15 protein-coding genes are annotated in these 16,100 nt (G+C 40.7%); 8 read left to right on the top strand and 7 right to left on the bottom strand.

Translation table 11 applies throughout. The features are described 5' to 3' along the window. Positions 1-31: 31 nt before the first annotated feature. On the bottom strand, positions 32-610 hold the full coding sequence (locus tag NSQ11_RS05195; RefSeq protein ID WP_017366958.1) for a competence protein ComK: 579 nt from the start codon (positions 608-610) through the stop codon (positions 32-34). A gap of 289 nt (positions 611-899) precedes the next feature. Here NSQ11_RS05195 and NSQ11_RS05190 point away from each other — a divergent pair, with 289 nt between their 5' ends. Next, positions 900-1,136, top strand: coding sequence for an IDEAL domain-containing protein (locus tag NSQ11_RS05190; protein ID WP_008348804.1), 237 nt, complete (start codon positions 900-902; stop codon positions 1,134-1,136). 58 nt (positions 1,137-1,194) lie between these two features. Here the strand turns inward: NSQ11_RS05190 and NSQ11_RS05185 are convergent, their stop codons facing one another. Continuing rightward, the gene (locus tag NSQ11_RS05185) at positions 1,195-2,055 is read right to left on the bottom strand and encodes an SDR family oxidoreductase (RefSeq protein WP_008348806.1); all 861 of its coding nucleotides are present in this window, start codon (positions 2,053-2,055) and stop codon (positions 1,195-1,197) included. Positions 2,056-2,197: 142 nt separating this feature from the next. Between NSQ11_RS05185 and NSQ11_RS05180 the strand changes: the two genes are divergently transcribed. From NSQ11_RS05180 to NSQ11_RS05165, 4 genes are all read left to right on the top strand, one after another. Beyond that, complete coding sequence (locus tag NSQ11_RS05180; RefSeq protein ID WP_025207048.1) at positions 2,198-3,730, top strand: FAD-dependent oxidoreductase; 1,533 nt, start codon at positions 2,198-2,200, stop codon at positions 3,728-3,730. 91 nt (positions 3,731-3,821) lie between these two features. Next, entirely contained in the window at positions 3,822-5,117 is a 1,296-nt protein-coding gene (locus NSQ11_RS05175; protein ID WP_035700157.1) for a globin-coupled sensor protein, read from the top strand. 61 nt (positions 5,118-5,178) lie between these two features. Next, on the top strand, positions 5,179-5,763 hold the full coding sequence (locus NSQ11_RS05170; protein WP_008348812.1) for a histidine phosphatase family protein: 585 nt from the start codon (positions 5,179-5,181) through the stop codon (positions 5,761-5,763). Positions 5,764-6,149: 386 nt separating this feature from the next. Next, entirely contained in the window at positions 6,150-7,295 is a 1,146-nt protein-coding gene (locus tag NSQ11_RS05165; RefSeq protein WP_008348814.1) for a S8 family peptidase, read from the top strand. A gap of 46 nt (positions 7,296-7,341) precedes the next feature. Here the strand turns inward: NSQ11_RS05165 and NSQ11_RS05160 are convergent, their stop codons facing one another. Next, entirely contained in the window at positions 7,342-8,625 is a 1,284-nt protein-coding gene (locus tag NSQ11_RS05160; RefSeq protein ID WP_335358130.1) for a M48 family metallopeptidase, read from the bottom strand. Between the two features lie 177 nt (positions 8,626-8,802). Between NSQ11_RS05160 and NSQ11_RS05155 the strand changes: the two genes are divergently transcribed. Next, positions 8,803-9,219: a hypothetical protein gene (locus NSQ11_RS05155; RefSeq protein WP_008348821.1), complete on the top strand. Its 417-nt coding sequence runs from the start codon at positions 8,803-8,805 to the stop codon at positions 9,217-9,219. A 210-nt stretch (positions 9,220-9,429) separates the two neighbouring features. On the opposite strand, the gene NSQ11_RS05150 is transcribed toward NSQ11_RS05155, so the two are convergent. The 3 genes from NSQ11_RS05150 to NSQ11_RS05140 all read right to left on the bottom strand — a co-directional run bounded on the left by NSQ11_RS05150 (position 9,430) and on the right by NSQ11_RS05140 (position 12,892). Beyond that, positions 9,430-10,983, bottom strand: coding sequence for a fatty acid--CoA ligase family protein (locus NSQ11_RS05150; protein WP_025207044.1), 1,554 nt, complete (start codon positions 10,981-10,983; stop codon positions 9,430-9,432). Between the two features lie 173 nt (positions 10,984-11,156). Beyond that, positions 11,157-12,146: a lipoate--protein ligase gene (locus NSQ11_RS05145; protein ID WP_008348846.1), complete on the bottom strand. Its 990-nt coding sequence runs from the start codon at positions 12,144-12,146 to the stop codon at positions 11,157-11,159. A 2-nt stretch (positions 12,147-12,148) separates the two neighbouring features. Continuing rightward, entirely contained in the window at positions 12,149-12,892 is a 744-nt protein-coding gene (locus NSQ11_RS05140; protein ID WP_025207043.1) for an MBL fold metallo-hydrolase, read from the bottom strand. Positions 12,893-13,047: 155 nt separating this feature from the next. Here NSQ11_RS05140 and yhfH point away from each other — a divergent pair, with 155 nt between their 5' ends. Together yhfH and NSQ11_RS05130 are read left to right on the top strand one after the other, a co-directional pair. Then, on the top strand, positions 13,048-13,185 hold the full coding sequence (gene yhfH / locus NSQ11_RS05135; RefSeq protein ID WP_008359029.1) for a protein YhfH: 138 nt from the start codon (positions 13,048-13,050) through the stop codon (positions 13,183-13,185). Positions 13,186-13,524: 339 nt separating this feature from the next. Further along, positions 13,525-14,814: a cation:dicarboxylase symporter family transporter gene (locus NSQ11_RS05130; RefSeq protein WP_008348850.1), complete on the top strand. Its 1,290-nt coding sequence runs from the start codon at positions 13,525-13,527 to the stop codon at positions 14,812-14,814. 32 nt (positions 14,815-14,846) lie between these two features. Here NSQ11_RS05130 and NSQ11_RS05125 read toward each other — a convergent pair whose 3' ends face one another. Then, positions 14,847-15,896 carry a M42 family metallopeptidase gene (locus NSQ11_RS05125; RefSeq protein WP_035703473.1) on the bottom strand — a complete coding sequence of 350 codons (1,050 nt, stop codon included), beginning with the start codon at positions 15,894-15,896 and terminating at the stop codon, positions 14,847-14,849. Positions 15,897-16,100 lie beyond the last annotated feature (204 nt).

Genomic DNA, 16,100 nt, shown 5'->3' with positions numbered 1-16,100 from the left:
AGTCCAGCGGCTGTCTGCCGCTGGTCTCTCACTAATAACGATTACGAAGTTCTCTTAAGATAAAATCATACACAAGGTTGAGCTGCTGTTCCTTTGGATACAGCATAAATTCTTGTTTCTTAGGAAGACCTCCATCAAGTCGATCTTGAAATTTCGTTCGGAGATACGCTGTTCGGTGTACCTGACTCTCAAATGACTTATATGAGACATCTAATTTGACCGATTGCTCATTTGTAAAAGTAACAACCGTGTCTCCGAGGGATGATTCCTGAAAGATATGAATGTATTTGTGGGAGATCCATCCGCATTGAGGGCGGTTGGATGAATAGGTTGGGAAGAAATACAGATGATTGGATGAGTCAATCACGATGGGAGGCTTGTGGGAAATACCTGTTACTTCGTATGTTCCCGCTTTTCTGCCTGCATAGCTTGAGCCAAAGAACCTGCAACTGCGTTCTATAATTTGCAGCGGCTTTAATTCAACGTAAAAGCTTGTCTCTCTTTCGATCACTTTTGAATATACTCGTTTTCCTTCTTCAACCGGAAGGACCGCCATTGTTGTTTGATTAATGACGTATGAATCTAATGGTGTTTCACTAATTCCTGACACTTCATTTCCTCCTGTGTTAATTTTTGGTTATTTTAGATACTATTAATCTATCACCAACGTATAAGAAACGACAGGATTTTTTCAATATTTATTTAAAATTATCTTTTTATCATGTTTTTTAGTACATTCGATCTATCTAAAAGCCATTTTTAAAGATATATCGCATCTTGTCGACTGGACAAGTGGTGTCGATATGGCTCAAAAATAAATTGTCTAAAAATTATAAATTCTTGTTGATTTTTTCTCCGCCAATCCATATACTATAAAAAAGGCATCGGGGGGATTCTTTATGAAAGAGAAAAAAACGTATGCTGAGCTCATGAAGTCCCGCAACACCCAAAAAACCGAAGAGAATGGCGTTACTATTTTAGACATTTATATTCAAATGGTTTTAGATGAGGCGCTTTATAAACAGCGCTTAACCTTCCTTAGAGAAGAGATTGACAAGGCGCTAGATCAGCGTGATGAAAAGCGTTTTAATGACCTGTCAGCTCAATATGCAGAACATTGCTTACATCAATCATGATGATTTTACTTGCGGCAGAGAGACAGAAACTTGTCTCTTTACCGCAAGTTTTTTGTTTTTATCCATTTAATATGGTTCCGCCATTCACATGAATCATTTGTCCATTCATATAAGAAGAGTCTTCGCTCGCTAAAAATAAATAACTCGGTGCTAACTCTACTGGCTCACCAGGCCGCTCCATTGGGACATCACCACCAAATTCAGACACTTCCTTTTCCGTAAATGTGGATGGAATCAGCGGTGTCCAAATCGGTCCAGGCGCTACCCCATTTACCCGAATCCCTTGTTTGATAAGAGATAGAGATAATGATCTTGTAAACGTTACAACCGCCCCTTTTGTCGATGCATAATCAATTAAGGTTTCATGACCTTTATAAGCAGTGACCGATGCTGTATTAATAATACTGCTTCCTTTTTTTAAATGAGGGAGCACCGCTTTTGTTAAATAGAACATGGCAAATATATTCGTTTGAAATGTCCGAAGAAGCTGGTGAGAGGTAATCTGTTCAATGCTTTTTTGCGGATGCTGTTCACCTGCATTGTTGACCAAAATATCAATCGAACCGAAAGCATCTTTTGTTTGTTTGACGACCTCGTGTGAAAAAGCTTCATCGCCTAGATCGCCTGCTATTAAGATAACGCGACCTCCCATTTTTTCAATATAGTCCTTCGTTTCTTCCGCATCACGATGTTCATTCAAATAAACAATCGCTACATTGGCTCCTTCTTTCGCAAATAAGACAGATACTGCTCTTCCAATCCCGCTGTCTCCACCTGTGACAATCGCCGTTTTCCCTGTCAGCTTTTTGCCTTGCACCTCTCGATCAAAGATAGGTCTAGGGTTCATTTTATATTCAAGTCCTGGACGTTCGTTCTGATGCTGAGGCGGTAACGTTTTCTTTGGCTGCTTTGTTGACACGTCAGACCACTCCTTCCTTTTTATCTCGTTTATTTTTATGTGTTGCTCATTTTTTTATGTATTTCGCTCTTGTTTTCATTAAAATGTATGATTTTCAGCATCGTGGAAAAATTATACACAACAAGTGACTGGAGGCGACAACATGGAACAAGAACATAAAGGATCGGAACAAGCAAAGTCATTATGGCTAGCTGATAGTGAGAAGCCCTCTTTTCCTACTGTCAGCGAAGATCTTACAGCAGATGTCATCATTGTCGGTGCTGGTATTACCGGTATCGCTACTGCATTTGAAATGACAGAACGCGGACTGGATGTCATCATCATAGATGCTGATCAAGTATTGCAAGGAACCACCGGACATACAACAGCGAAAATTACCTCCCAGCATGATGTGTACTATCATGATCTGATTCAACATATTGGTATGCCGAAAGCCCGTTTATATGTAGAAGCAAATGAAAAAGCTAAGGAACTCATCCAAGCACGTGTGAAAGAGTATGACATTGATTGTCATCTTGAGGTAAAAGATGCTTATCTTTATACAACAGAAGAAAACGGCGTCAAAAAGTTAAAGAAGGAATTAGATGCGTACAAACAGCTCGGTATCGATCGCGAATGGAAAACAGCGCTCCCGTTTGATGCTGGCATCAAGGCAGCCCTCGCCATGACGCAGCAGGCACAATTTCATCCTCTTCATTATCTTCATGCACTGATCGATCAGCTCATTGACAGAGGCGTGCGCATATTTGAACAGACAACGGCAGTCGATGTAAAAGAAGGAAAACACCCTGCTGTCATCACAAAAAGTGGCCATCATCTGATGGGGCGCTCTATCATTTCATGCTCACACTTTCCTTTTTACGATGGCAAAGGACTGTATTTCACGCGAATCCATCCTGAGCAATCTTATGTCGTCGCAGCCAAAACAAAAAAACCGCTTCCAGACGGCATGTACTTAGGAATTGATCAGCCTGCCCATTCATTAAGAACAGCAAAATTCCATGGAGAAGACGTCGTGCTCATCGGTGGACAAGGCCATAAAACCGGACAAGGCGGAGATGAATCCGCACACTATGAAGCACTAGAAAAGTTTGGTGAAGCGACCCTTGGCATAACGGAAGTCCTTTACCGCTGGTCCACGCATGATATGGTCACAATGGATCAAATCCCATACATTGGCCGCCTGACATCACATCATTCGAATATTTTTGTGGCAACAGGCTTTAGAAAATGGGGCATGACCACTAGCCACGTAGCAGCAACACTGATCGGAGATTTGATCGAAGGAAAATCGAATCCTTACGAATCCATCTTTACTCCATCAAGACTCGTGTCAGACGCATTCGTAAAAGACTTTATCAAAGAAAACACCAATGTTGCAGCGAAGCTGATCAGCGGTAAATTAAAGCGAGCTGATCAAACAATTGATGATTTAAAACCGGGTGAAGGCGGGATTGTGTCTTATGAGCATAAAAAATGTGGCGCTTTTAAGTCAGAGGACGGCGATCTCTTTCTTGTCGATACAACCTGTACTCACTTAGGCTGTGAAGTCGCGTGGAATAATAGTGACCGCACGTGGGACTGTCCTTGTCACGGGTCTCGTTTCTCCATTACGGGAGAAGTAGTAGAAGGTCCGGCGAAAAAACCACTAAAAAGGTCATATAAAGAACAGTAAAATTTCACTGTTTCCCCTTTAAAAAATCCAATATTATCCGATAAAAAACATAAAGTCTGATATTTTTGATGATCATGGGGGGACAAACACATTGTTATTTAAAAAAGAGAGTAAAAAGAAAAACACTGCTTTTTTCACACAGCAGGATGATGGGATAAAACGAATCAATTTTCCGGAGAATACGGACATTGCCAAACAAATTAAAATGATTGATTTGACGCAGCAAGACCTTTTTATCTTGAAACAGCTGAATCCAATCGTTCAAGATGAAATTGAACATATCGTCGATAAATTTTATAAAAACCTAGAAGTCGAGTCTTCCTTGATGCACATCATTCAAGATAACAGCTCAGTCGAGCGTCTAAAGAAAACACTACGCATTCATATTAGTGAAATGTTTGCTGGTGTGATTGACGAATCTTATGTGGCCAAAAGAATTAAAATTGCACAAGTTCATTTAAGAATTGGACTTCAACCTAAATGGTATATGGCAGCCTTCCAAGACCTATTGCTATCCATTATGGATTTATTTGCCCAGCATATCCAAGATTTCAAAGAATATCAGACGGCAGTGAAAGCGACGACGAAAATTTTAAATCTAGAACAGCAGCTTGTCCTAGATACGTTCCAAAATGAATACTCTAAAGTTCGTGATGAAGCAGAACTACAGCAAAAAGAGCTTCATACAAAAATTACAGAAACATCTAATTCACTTGCTTCTCTCTTCTCAAACACAACAAATGCAGTGGACAAACTTGTATCAAAATCTGATGAGATGGCGGATATGTCACAGGCTGGCACAAAGATTTCAGCACAAGTTGAAGAGAAATCAATTGGCGGTAAAAAAGAGTTAGAAATTCAGCAGACGCAAATGAACCAAATTGACGGCAGTATGACAAAGATTGAAACAGAAATTAAACGCTTAGAAGAAATTGCAAAACAAATTGAACAAATTTTTGGGATCGTCACAGGTATTGCGGAGCAAACGAATTTACTCTCTTTAAACGCTTCAATCGAATCAGCTCGAGCAGGTGAACATGGCAAAGGCTTTGCTGTCGTTGCAAATGAGGTTCGCAAATTATCAGAGGATACAAAGAAAACGGTTTCAACTGTATCTGAGCTCGTCAACAACACAAATTCACAAATCTCCATTGTGTCACAGCATATTGCTGATGTGAATTTACTTGTGACAGACAGTAAAGAAAAAATGACCCAAATCAACTCGCTATTCGATGATATCGTCAGCAGCATGAACTTAAGCAAAAACCAAAACGGAAAAATTGAAATAGATTTGCAAACATTCCTAAACGAATTGAAAGAAGTCAAACAAACAGTGTCCCAAGTGGCAAGTTCGGTCGAGTCTTTAACGAGTCTGACAAATCACTGATCCAGTCATTCTTCTTCTGTTTTAGTATAATAGAGGAAAAGATAGAAAAGGCGGGATTTGATTGACAGCAATTTGCCTAGTCAGACACGGAGAAACCGATTGGAATGCAGCAAAACGAATTCAAGGACGAACAGATATCCCTTTAAATGACACTGGTAAATGGCAAGCGGAACAAACCGGTCTTTACTTAAAAAATGCCCACTGGGATGTTGTCATTTCCAGTCCGCTATCAAGGGCAAAAGAAACAGCTCATTTGATTTTACAGCATGTACATGCACCGCTCGTGATCATGGACGATTTTATTGAACGTGACTATGGCGACGCTGAAGGCATGTCATTTGAGGAACGTCAGAAACTGTTTCCAAATAAACAGTATCCAAATATGGAACCACTATCGGCACTTCAAGATCGAATGCTAGAAGGTATTGAAAAAGTGAGAGCAACCTACCCAGATCAACGGGTACTAATCGTAGCACACGGTGCTGCCATCCATGCCTTACTCACCTCACTAGCTGACAAACATATGGGTATTAAGGATACAAGACTTGAGAATGCCTGCTTAAATTATGTGGAATGGACAGATGGTGAATGGAAGGTGAACGATTACAACGTGGTCAGCCATTTAACACAATCTGCCCCTTCTTAAAGAACCTGTTTTCATAGCAGGTTCTTTTTCATGTCAAAAACAATGATAAAATAATATTTTTTTATATCGAAATTCGAAATAGATGATAGCCTTTTCTACCTATTTTATGGCATTTCGGGTATCGAATGTTTATCCTCAAATGGATCATGAGAAAAAAAGCACGATTCCTTTTTAATAGAAAACCGTTGGAAATATAAAATAAACATATTTTACCATCATTTCCAAGTGACTTAATTCCCTATTTTTCGCTAGGACTTCCACAAAAATTCAGGTCTACTCTTATTTGCCTATCTCTATTAAACTGAAAATACAGAATAATCAAACGGATCATTCTAATAGACTACGGATGATTATTCTGAAATAAGAAAAAGGGATGTGGAATGTGCGTGAAAAAGAAAAATGTGATGACAAGTGTTTTATTGGCTGTCCCTCTTCTGTTTTCAGCAGGGTTTGGAGGCTCGATGGCAAATGCCGAAACTGCCTCAAAGTCAGAAAGCGAAAAAAGCTATATCGTTGGCTTTAAAGCTTCTGCCACCACAAACAGCTCTAAGAAACAGGCAGTGACACAAAATGGTGGGAAATTAGAAAAACAATACCGCCTCATTAATGCTGCACAAGTGAAGATGTCTGAACAAGCCGCAAAAAAACTTGAACACGACCCTAGCATTGCTTATGTAGAAGAAGACCACAAAGCAGAAGCATATGCCCAAACCGTCCCTTATGGTATCCCTCAAATCAAAGCTCCAGCCGTACACGCTCAAGGTTATAAAGGTGCTAACGTCAAAGTAGCTGTCCTTGATACTGGAATCCACGCCGCACACCCTGACTTAAATGTTGCAGGCGGTGCTAGCTTCGTCCCTTCAGAGCCAAATGCCACACAAGACTTTCAATCACACGGAACTCATGTAGCCGGAACCATTGCTGCCCTTGATAACACGATTGGTGTTCTTGGGGTTGCGCCAAGCGCCTCCTTGTATGCCGTTAAAGTATTAGATCGTTACGGCGATGGACAATACAGCTGGATTATCAGCGGTATTGAATGGGCTGTTGCCAATAACATGGATGTCATCAATATGAGCTTAGGCGGACCAAACGGCTCCACAGCGCTTAAAAATGCTGTAGACACAGCGAATAACCGCGGAGTAGTTGTCGTTGCCGCAGCAGGGAATTCAGGTTCAACTGGCTCTACTAGCACCGTAGGGTATCCTGCAAAATACGACTCTACAATTGCTGTTGCCAACGTGAACAGCAACAATGTCAGAAACTCGTCTTCTAGCGCAGGTCCTGAATTAGATGTTTCTGCACCTGGTACATCGATTTTAAGTACAGTACCAAGCAGTGGATATACGTCTTATACGGGAACATCAATGGCATCTCCTCATGTAGCAGGAGCAGCAGCGCTTATCCTTTCTAAGTATCCGAATCTATCAACGTCTCAGGTTCGTCAGCGCTTAGAAAATACGGCAACACCGCTTGGTAATTCGTTCTATTATGGAAAAGGATTAATTAACGTTCAAGCGGCTTCTAACTAAAATAAGTGTGACAAAAAAATCCGGCGAACTGAGCCGGATTTTTTATTTATTGCTTTTTCGATGTTTCCTCTTTTTTTGCGGCTTTTTCCATATCGAAGATTCTCTCCATCATCGTCGGGTGTCCATAGCGGAAGATTTTCACTAAAAGTGGCGGATTGACTTGGGAAAGCCCTGATTTTGCAAGCTTTTGAAATGACGTCACCCCCGCCTCTCCATCTTTCGTCAAGTTCACGGCGTATTCATCAGCTGCACGTTCTTGATGCCTTGACACAGCATTTGTAAAAGGAGAAGCAACAAATGACAGCATAGATACAATGATCAACAGAAGCGGAAGAGCAGCAACGTCATGTGGTGCCTTCAGACGAAATGGAGAAGCGCCTTTTTGGTAAAGGTAAAAATAAAGACGGTCAATGGCAAAAAATCCAACCAGAGACAGCACTAAATATCCTGCTAAACCGATATACACATGCTTCATCACGTAATGTCCCATCTCATGCGCCATGATAAATAAGATTTCACGGTCTTTCAGCTTTTGAAGTGTCGTATCCCACAAAACAATACGCTTATTTTCACCAATTCCTGTGACGTAAGCATTCATCGTGTTTGTTTTCTCTGACATGTTGACTTCATATACATGATCTGCTGGAATGTGTGCTTTCTCTGCAAGAGTTAATATCTTTTTCTCAAGCGCTTGATCCTTCAATGGGTAAAAATCATTGTAGAGTGGATCAATAACGACCGGCTGTATAAAGAAGAGAAATAGAGTAACTGGAACGGTTAAACACCAAGCATACAGCCACCAATACTTCCTTTTCTTTTGAATGAGCCAAAAGAACACAATCGCGCATAGAACAAGCAGTGGATATTGAATCCAAAAATCAAGCGTTTGGTCTTTTAGCCAACTTGCCGTGCTTTGTGCTGAAACACCGTAGTTCAAGGACAACTGGTAGCTCACCCACTTGACCGGCAATGTGATCAGCATCGTCAAAAATGACAGCACAAACACATACACAAGTTTGCTCAAAAGATGAAAACGAGCTGCTGCCAAGCTCCAATCTGCTAATTTCCTTGAAAACCCTGAAATGAGCAAAAGGAAAAAGACATACCAATCTAAAGGAATTGTCATAAAGTACAACAGGTTACGAATGTTCGAGTAACTTCCACTAATCACAAGCTCATGGCTTGTCATAAATGTATGCGGGTCTGCACTTGTCCCTTTCACACTGTCAGGGACAGATGAATCCCCCATTAGAAATAAGTAAGAATAAATAAAAAGACCGTACAATATGTATGCTACCGTTGCAAGAGCTACCCATTTGCGTACTCGCACTGGTCAGCCTCCTTTCCATTTCTCTCTCTATTGTAATCACGCACGTTTTTGTTTAGAACCTGTCTCATGTGGCTCCATCATAGCATGCCCTATCTGAAAAAGCTTGAGTGAAAAAAATGATTATGCTGTTCAAAAATCGGAGAAACTAACCATAAAAAAGTGAGTTGGAGGTTCATCATGAAGAAAATCCTTGCAGGAATTGTGATCTTTGGGCTTTTACTGATTACCTTCTTTTATGTGTTCAGCCGGACAAGTGACATCTTCGATGAAAATCGAGCAGAGAAATTATTGCTTTCACCGACGAACCAGTCTATTTCTTATGAAATAGATGATAAAGATACAACTGAGGATCTAATTGAACAATTAAACAAAGGGAAACAAACAAGCAGCCATCTCAAAAAGAATGTAAAGAAGCCAGATTATATCGCCAAGGTCATGTTCGGACGGACAAATGGCACTTCTTTTCAGCTATGGACCAACCGCTCTCAAGTTGTTTTTTTAGTAGACGGCACCTATTATGAATTAAATCAAAAACAGTCAAATTCCTTTCGAAAACAGGTACAAGAAGCGATTCAAAAAGGAGACTCTTCATAGGAGACTCCCCAGCGTGTAGACAAACCCTCGCATTCTTTGTCAGTCCTGCGTGCTGGTGCTCACGAATGTGAAATTCGCTCCGCGCCAGTACTCGTCCTTCCTAAACTTCAAAGGTTTTCTATCACACTGAAAAGAAGACAAAGGGCTAAAATAAACAACATTTTAGCCCTTTGTCAACAATCTGAGGAGCCTCTTCAAGAGGCTCCCTTTTTATTTACTTGTTTCTGCTTGGTACTTGTCTTTTAGCGCTCTTCTTAAAATTTTACCAGTCGTGTTTTTTGGAATATCATCAATGAAATGGATCGTTTGGGGCTGCTTATATTTCGCCAAATAGCGTGAACAATGTGTGATGATGTCTTCTTGATTGATGTGAGCATGTTTCTTAGGGGAAATGTAACAGACAACAGCCTCTCCTGTGTTTGGATCTGGCACACCGATGACAACGGCTTCTGCTACAGCTTCATGTTGATAAAGCACTTCTTCTACTTCTCTTGGATAGACATTATACCCACCAACGAGAATCATATCCTTTTTTCGATCGACGATATAAATATATCCGTCTTCATCTCTTCTCGCCAAATCTCCTGTGTACAGCCAGCCGTCTTTCAGGGCCGCCTCTGTGTCTTCTGGCATTTGATAATAGCCTTTCATAATGTTTGGCCCTTTTGCGATGAGTTCTCCGACTTCGTTTGGTCCAACTTCCTCTCCAAGTTCATTCACAATCTTATTTTTCACATTCATAATATCAGTGCCGACCGAGCCTGGTTTTCTTTTTCCATCAAGGGGATTGAATGCCGTCACTGGGGAAGCCTCTGATAATCCGTAACCCTCTAGCACCGTGACACCGAACTTTTCTTCAAAACCGTGAAGTAAAGCAACAGGCATGGACGCACCGCCTGATATACAAATCCTCACCGACTTCATCGCTTCCTCATGACCGTCCTGGCGGTATAAATAGTTATACATGGTTGGAACACCAACAAATAGCGTTGGTTTTTCTTTCTCCATCATTCGTAAAAGCTCTGATGGGCTGAAATGCGGCAGGACATAGATGGTCGCTCCATGAATCAAAGGGGCATTCATACAGACGGTCAAACAAAACACATGGAACATCGGCAAAGCAGCAATCACCTTGTCCTTCTCATCAATTGACAGGTACTCCGCAATGTCTCTTGCATTTGAATAAAGGTTAACATGAGTGAGCATTGCCCCTTTTGGTTTTCCTGTTGTGCCAGATGTAAATAAAATAACGGCCGTATCGTCAGGTTGTATGGCAGGATGCTCAGCTTCTGGTGCATCTCCAGACACAAGCTTTCCGAAGAAAACAAGACGATCAGATACTTCTTTTAAACTTGACCTGCACGCAGATTCATTTTGAGCACAAATAATGACTCGTTCAATCGCTGGAAGCTGTTCATACACCTGCTCGTATATCGGCAGAAGCTGATCCGGTGCAACAATCCCTTTTACATCACCAGTGACCAGCATGTAGCCGATTTCACTTGGCGTATATGTTGGATTGACAGGTACAACAACAAGCCCTGCCTTTAATGCACCAAAAAATGAAATCACAAAATGCGGTGAATTTCCTAAAATCAGCGCGATATGATCTCCCGCTTGAAACCCTTCGCTCACTAAACCATCTGCGAAACGTTCGATACTTGTCATCAGTTCTTGATAGGTCCACTTGTTCCCTTCAAAGATCAGTGCGACGTTCTCTCCCTTGGTCATCGCAGTCTGCTCAAGATTTTTGATCAAATCCATTCTCCCACCCCTTATACTTCATCAATGAATGAATAGCCATTCATTTTATGACCAAACATTCCTCCTTTCTATTATAATAGACAATCGAAAAAATTCACAAGATCAAATGTAAACCGCTTTCATCCCTATCATTAGAAAAAAGCACCGCTATCTCTAGCCGTGCTTGTCCTTGCTTAATAAATCAAATCCAGAAAATCTTCTTTTGATACGTTACCAAAATAATGGCGCATATCCATGTCTTCTAATACATCACTAATGGTTTTGCGATCATATTGCTGCCCAATGAGTCGTTTCTCAATATCAGCAATATCTCCTACACCGAAGAAGTCACCAAAAATTTTGCAGTCTTGAATGATGCCTTTTTTCACTTCTAATCGAAGATCAATCGATCCAGCTGGAAAACGCTTAGAGTGCTGCAAGTTAAACTTAGGAGAACGGCCGTAGTTCCATTCCCATTTTTGGTATCGATCACGAGAAATCTCATGAATCTTCTCCCAATCTTTTTCTGTCAGCTGATACTCAGGCACGTCTCCGTTCGTGTCAAAAATATAGCTTAAAAGAATTTTTCTAAATTCTTCTGTTGTCATTTTTTGATCCATCAGTTCACTAATGTTGGCGACCCTGCTTCTAATGGATTTAATCCCTTTTGATTCGATCTTTTCTTTCTTCACATTTAATGCCGAGACAACATGTTCAATTTCTGAATCAAATAATAGGGTGCCATGACTGAAGATACGTCCTCGTGTAGCAAATTGAGCATTCCCCGAAATTTTACGCCCATCTGCCATGATGTCATTTCTGCCGCTTAATTCCGCTTTGACGCCAAGCTTTTCAAGCGCTTTGATGACTGGCTCGGTGAATTTTTTAAAGTTATGAAAGCTGTCCCCATCGTCTTTTGTAATAAAACTGAAGTTCAAGTTTCCTTTGTCATGGTAAACCGCACCACCGCCAGATAACCGGCGAACGACTTTGATGCCATTGTCTTCGACATATTTTGTATTGATTTCTTCTATTGTATTTTGGTTCTTTCCAATAATAATGGACGGCTGGTTGATGTAAAACAGCAAATACGTTTCTTCTGGATCTAAATATTTTAAGCAATACTCTTCAATGGCTAAATTAATCATTGGGTCATAATGTTGCTCGTTATCGATAAACAGCATCTCTATCTTCCTTCCTTGTTCCATATAAGCCCTGAATGGGCAAGCTGTATATTGCCAGTATATAACGCCTGTGCTTCATTGACTAGGTCTTTATGCCGACCGAAATGAGGCAGATGGGTGATGATGAGCTCTCCAACATTTGCTTCACTTGCCAGCTTCCCTACTTCAGTGCTGTTCATATGTCCTGCACCCGATCCGTCTTGTCCGGCGTAAAAGTTGCTTTCGGCAATAAGTAAGTCTGCATCCTTGCTAAAAGGGATAAATGCATCTTGATAGCTGGAATCAGCTGTATACACCACCACAGCCTCATTTGCCTGAATTCTCATCGCATAGCATTCTGCCGGATGAACCGTTTTCAAAAAATCAATTTGAAATGGTCCGATTTGAATGCCCTCTTCCGGGTGATAAGGTTTTGTCTTTGTATGTACATCATCAGAGAGCCGCTGAAATGCTGCTTGATCCCCGGTGTGTCCGTAGATCGTCAGCGGACCACTGCTTTTTCCTAAATGATAACCCACTAGCTTCGCATATTGGAGAGGTCCGATATCTGCAATATGATCGTGATGATAATGAGAAAGGAGTACAGCATCTAGTTCTTCTATATCAATGTATTGCTGAAGCTTTGACAGAACTCCGCTCCCGCAGTCGACAAGCAGACGAAAACCATCTGATTCAAAAAGATAACCTGATGTGGCTTCACCAGCTGCTGGAAATCCTCCGTAGCAGCCAATCACGGTTAATTTCATCGTCATATTTCCTCCTTTTCAAAAAATCCCCTTCTTACAATATACCCATTTTTCATAAAAAAAGCATTCTTCTTGCCTATTGTTACAAAACAGATTGACAATTATTAATCTGTTATAATACAATGATAGCAATAAAACGTATTGGAGGATGACAAATGCTAGGAAAAATCACTGAGTTTTTTAGAAATTTGCCTTCAAAAAAATGCACAAAATGTGGAAATGATTTAATGGAACAGCACGAGTGTTACGGTAATGAATGTGAGGAATGCTCACAAGTAAGTTATCTTAAATAAGGAAATAAATAGAATAAAAAAGCACTTTTTTCCTCCGTCGTCAGTTGGAGTCAAAAGTGCTTTTTATTTTTTCTGAAAAATAGGTAAAAAGGTAAAACCCTTGGTACAGAAGGGTTTTTTAGTATTTTCATATGATGACTTTTAGTTCGGAAGGCACTTTTTATTGACTTAAAACAACGAAGGGGGTTCGAAGTGTCCATTTTTTCAAATAATTTTGTATTTTCTTAATATAATTTAATCGTGGACGAACCTCTTTAATTTTAGTTATACTTTAATTCATATATTAAAACTTAATATAATGGGAATATTCCTTTAATGAATAAGTTAGGGAGGAAATCTATGAAAAAATTAAAATTTGGATTAGCTACTCAAATCCTAATCGGTCTTATTCTCGGTGTCGTGGTTGGTGCGATCTTTTTCGGTAACCCTGGTGTTGAGACATATTTAAAACCAATTGGAGACTTCTTCTTACGACTCATTAAGATGATTGTCATTCCGATTGTCGTATCTAGCTTAATTTTAGGTGTTGCAGGTGCGGGTGATGGTAAAAAAGTAGGGAAGCTTGGTTTTAGAACCATTCTTTATTTTGAAATTATCACAACGTTTGCGATCATCCTTGGTCTTGTGCTTGCGAACTTTGTTCAACCAGGTGCAGGCGTTGACTTTGGACATACAGAAAAACAGGATATTAGCCAGTATGTTGAAACGGAAAAAGAACAAAGCAGTAAATCAGTTGCTGATACGTTCCTTCATATCGTTCCGACGAACTTCTTCCAATCATTGGCGGAAGGTGATTTGCTTGCGATTATTTTCTTCACTGTATTATTCGCACTTGGCGTTTCAGCGATTGGTGAACGCGGCAAACCAGTTCTCGCCTTCTTTGAAGGTGTGTCACATGCGATGTTCCATGTCGTCAATGTTGTGATGAAAGCTGCACCATTTGGTGTGTTCGCGCTCATTGGTGTGACAGTATCAAAATTTGGTCTTGAATCTCTTGTTTCATTAGGTAAGCTCGTAGGTCTTGTTTATTTTGCGCTCGCTCTCTTCCTTATCGTTGTATTCGGAATTATTGGAAAGATGATTGGCGTCAATATTTTCAGATTTCTTGCTTACATGAAAGACGAAATGCTTCTCGCCTTTAGTACATCCAGCTCTGAAACAGTTTTACCGAGAGTCATGGATAAAATGGAGCGCATCGGGTGTCCAAAAGGAATTGTTTCTTTTGTTATCCCAATTGGTTATACGTTTAATCTGGACGGCTCCGTCTTGTATCAAGCCATTGCGGCGCTTTTCTTAGCGCAGGTATATGGCATTGACCTCACAATCGTACAGCAGCTCACACTAATCCTTGTACTGATGGTGACATCAAAAGGAATGGCTGCCGTTCCTGGTACATCATTTGTTGTATTACTTGCAACACTTGGAACGATCGGTGTTCCTGCTGAAGGTCTAGCCTTTATTGCAGGTGTTGATCGTATCATGGATATGGCAAGAACCGTTGTCAACTTAACTGGTAATGCACTTGCAGCTGTCGTGATGTCTAAATGGGAAGGGCAATATGACCCTGAAAAAGGACACCGCGTGATGACTGGACAAGATGTACCTGAGCCAACACAACTTTCAAGCTAATCAAAAAGAACCCCGATCGCGGGGTTCTTTTTTTATGCTGTGATTAATTTGCTTTGAACATAGTGGTACAGAAGATTGGCTGTATGAATCAATGAGTCTTCATGGGTTCTTTCAAAGGCATGCGAAGAGTCAATGCCAGGTCCAATCAGTCCATGAATGATATCATGCCCTGCTCGAATCGCTGCCGACGCATCTGAGCCATAATAAGGGTATATATCAAGGCGGTAATCGATCTTATTTGCCTCAGCTAATGCTGCTAAATGTTTGCGGAGACCATAGTGATAAGGACCGCTAGAATCCTTCACACATATCGACACACTGTATTCATCGGTTGATTGACCGTCACCGATGGCTCCCATATCAACAGCCAAATATTCCACCGTTTCTTCCGGGATATTCGAGTTCCCACCGTATCCGATTTCTTCATTATTTGAAATTAAGAAATGTGTCGTATGCGGCAATGTGATGTTCTCTGTTTGAATGCGGTGAATCAATCTCAGCAACAACGCCACACTTGCCTTATCATCAAGGTGTCTTGATTTAATAAAACCTGAAGACGTCACTTCCACTCTAGGATCAAATGAGATAAAGTCTCCTACTTGAATGCCGAGTGCTTGCACATCGTCTGCATTTTTCACTTTCTCATCTAAGCGAATCTCCATATTTTCTTGATTTCGCTTCGCTTTTCCAGCATCCTCATATACGTGAACGGACGTTTGATGCATCAGAATGGTACCTGTGTATGTACGGCCTGTTACTGTTTCAATTTCACAATACTCGCCTTCTATCGAGTTATATTGAAAGCCTCCAATGAGTGCAAGACGCAGCCGGCCATTTGATTTAATTTCTTTGACCATCGCACCGAGCGTATCGACATGTGCTGTCAGCATGCGGTGTTCCTTGTCATCTGTTCCTTTTAGGGTGGCAATTAATCCGCCTTTTCGATTTCGCTTCGTTTCAATATGTAAATCTTGTAAAAAACGTTCGACAAAGCCAATCACTTTCTCAGTATTTCCTGATGGACTTGGGATTGACACAAGCTTTTGAATAAGCTGAACCGTTTCATTTACTTCCGTTGTCATTCGGCATATCCTCCTTCATCTAAAAGAAATTCTTTCCAAGCATGCCTTTTTTCAGCATCCTTCTTAAAATATATCGCTTCGGGTTCCTGATGTCTAATTTCTAATCAAAAAAACCTTTCTCATGGAAGAGAAAGGTTTCAGATTGTTGACAAAGGGCTAAAATGAACTTGATTTTAGCCCTTTGTCTTCTTTTCAGCGTGATAG

Origin of the sequence: Bacillus sp. FSL W7-1582, from assembly GCF_038593325.1 — a bacterium.
In the GTDB taxonomy this organism is placed as follows: domain Bacteria; phylum Bacillota; class Bacilli; order Bacillales; family Bacillaceae; genus Bacillus; species Bacillus altitudinis.
The sequence above is the reverse complement of the archived record's forward strand: the minus strand, read 5'-3'. Positions and strand labels throughout refer to the sequence as shown.

Excerpts from the sequence above, each read along its gene's own strand:
- NSQ11_RS05180 (WP_025207048.1), top strand. The coding sequence starts at position 2,198 with ATGGAACAAGAACATAAAGGATCGGAACAAGCAAAGTCATTATGGCTA.
- NSQ11_RS05145 (WP_008348846.1), bottom strand. The coding sequence starts at position 12,146 with ATGCTGTTTATCGATAACGAGCAACATTATGACCCAATGATTAATTTA.
- NSQ11_RS05125 (WP_035703473.1), bottom strand. The coding sequence starts at position 15,896 with ATGACAACGGAAGTAAATGAAACGGTTCAGCTTATTCAAAAGCTTGTG.
- yhfH (WP_008359029.1), top strand. The coding sequence starts at position 13,048 with ATGCTAGGAAAAATCACTGAGTTTTTTAGAAATTTGCCTTCAAAAAAA.
- NSQ11_RS05140 (WP_025207043.1), bottom strand. The coding sequence starts at position 12,892 with ATGAAATTAACCGTGATTGGCTGCTACGGAGGATTTCCAGCAGCTGGT.
- NSQ11_RS05150 (WP_025207044.1), bottom strand. The coding sequence starts at position 10,983 with ATGGATTTGATCAAAAATCTTGAGCAGACTGCGATGACCAAGGGAGAG.
- NSQ11_RS05130 (WP_008348850.1), top strand. The coding sequence starts at position 13,525 with ATGAAAAAATTAAAATTTGGATTAGCTACTCAAATCCTAATCGGTCTT.
- NSQ11_RS05190 (WP_008348804.1), top strand. The coding sequence starts at position 900 with ATGAAAGAGAAAAAAACGTATGCTGAGCTCATGAAGTCCCGCAACACC.
- NSQ11_RS05155 (WP_008348821.1), top strand. The coding sequence starts at position 8,803 with ATGAAGAAAATCCTTGCAGGAATTGTGATCTTTGGGCTTTTACTGATT.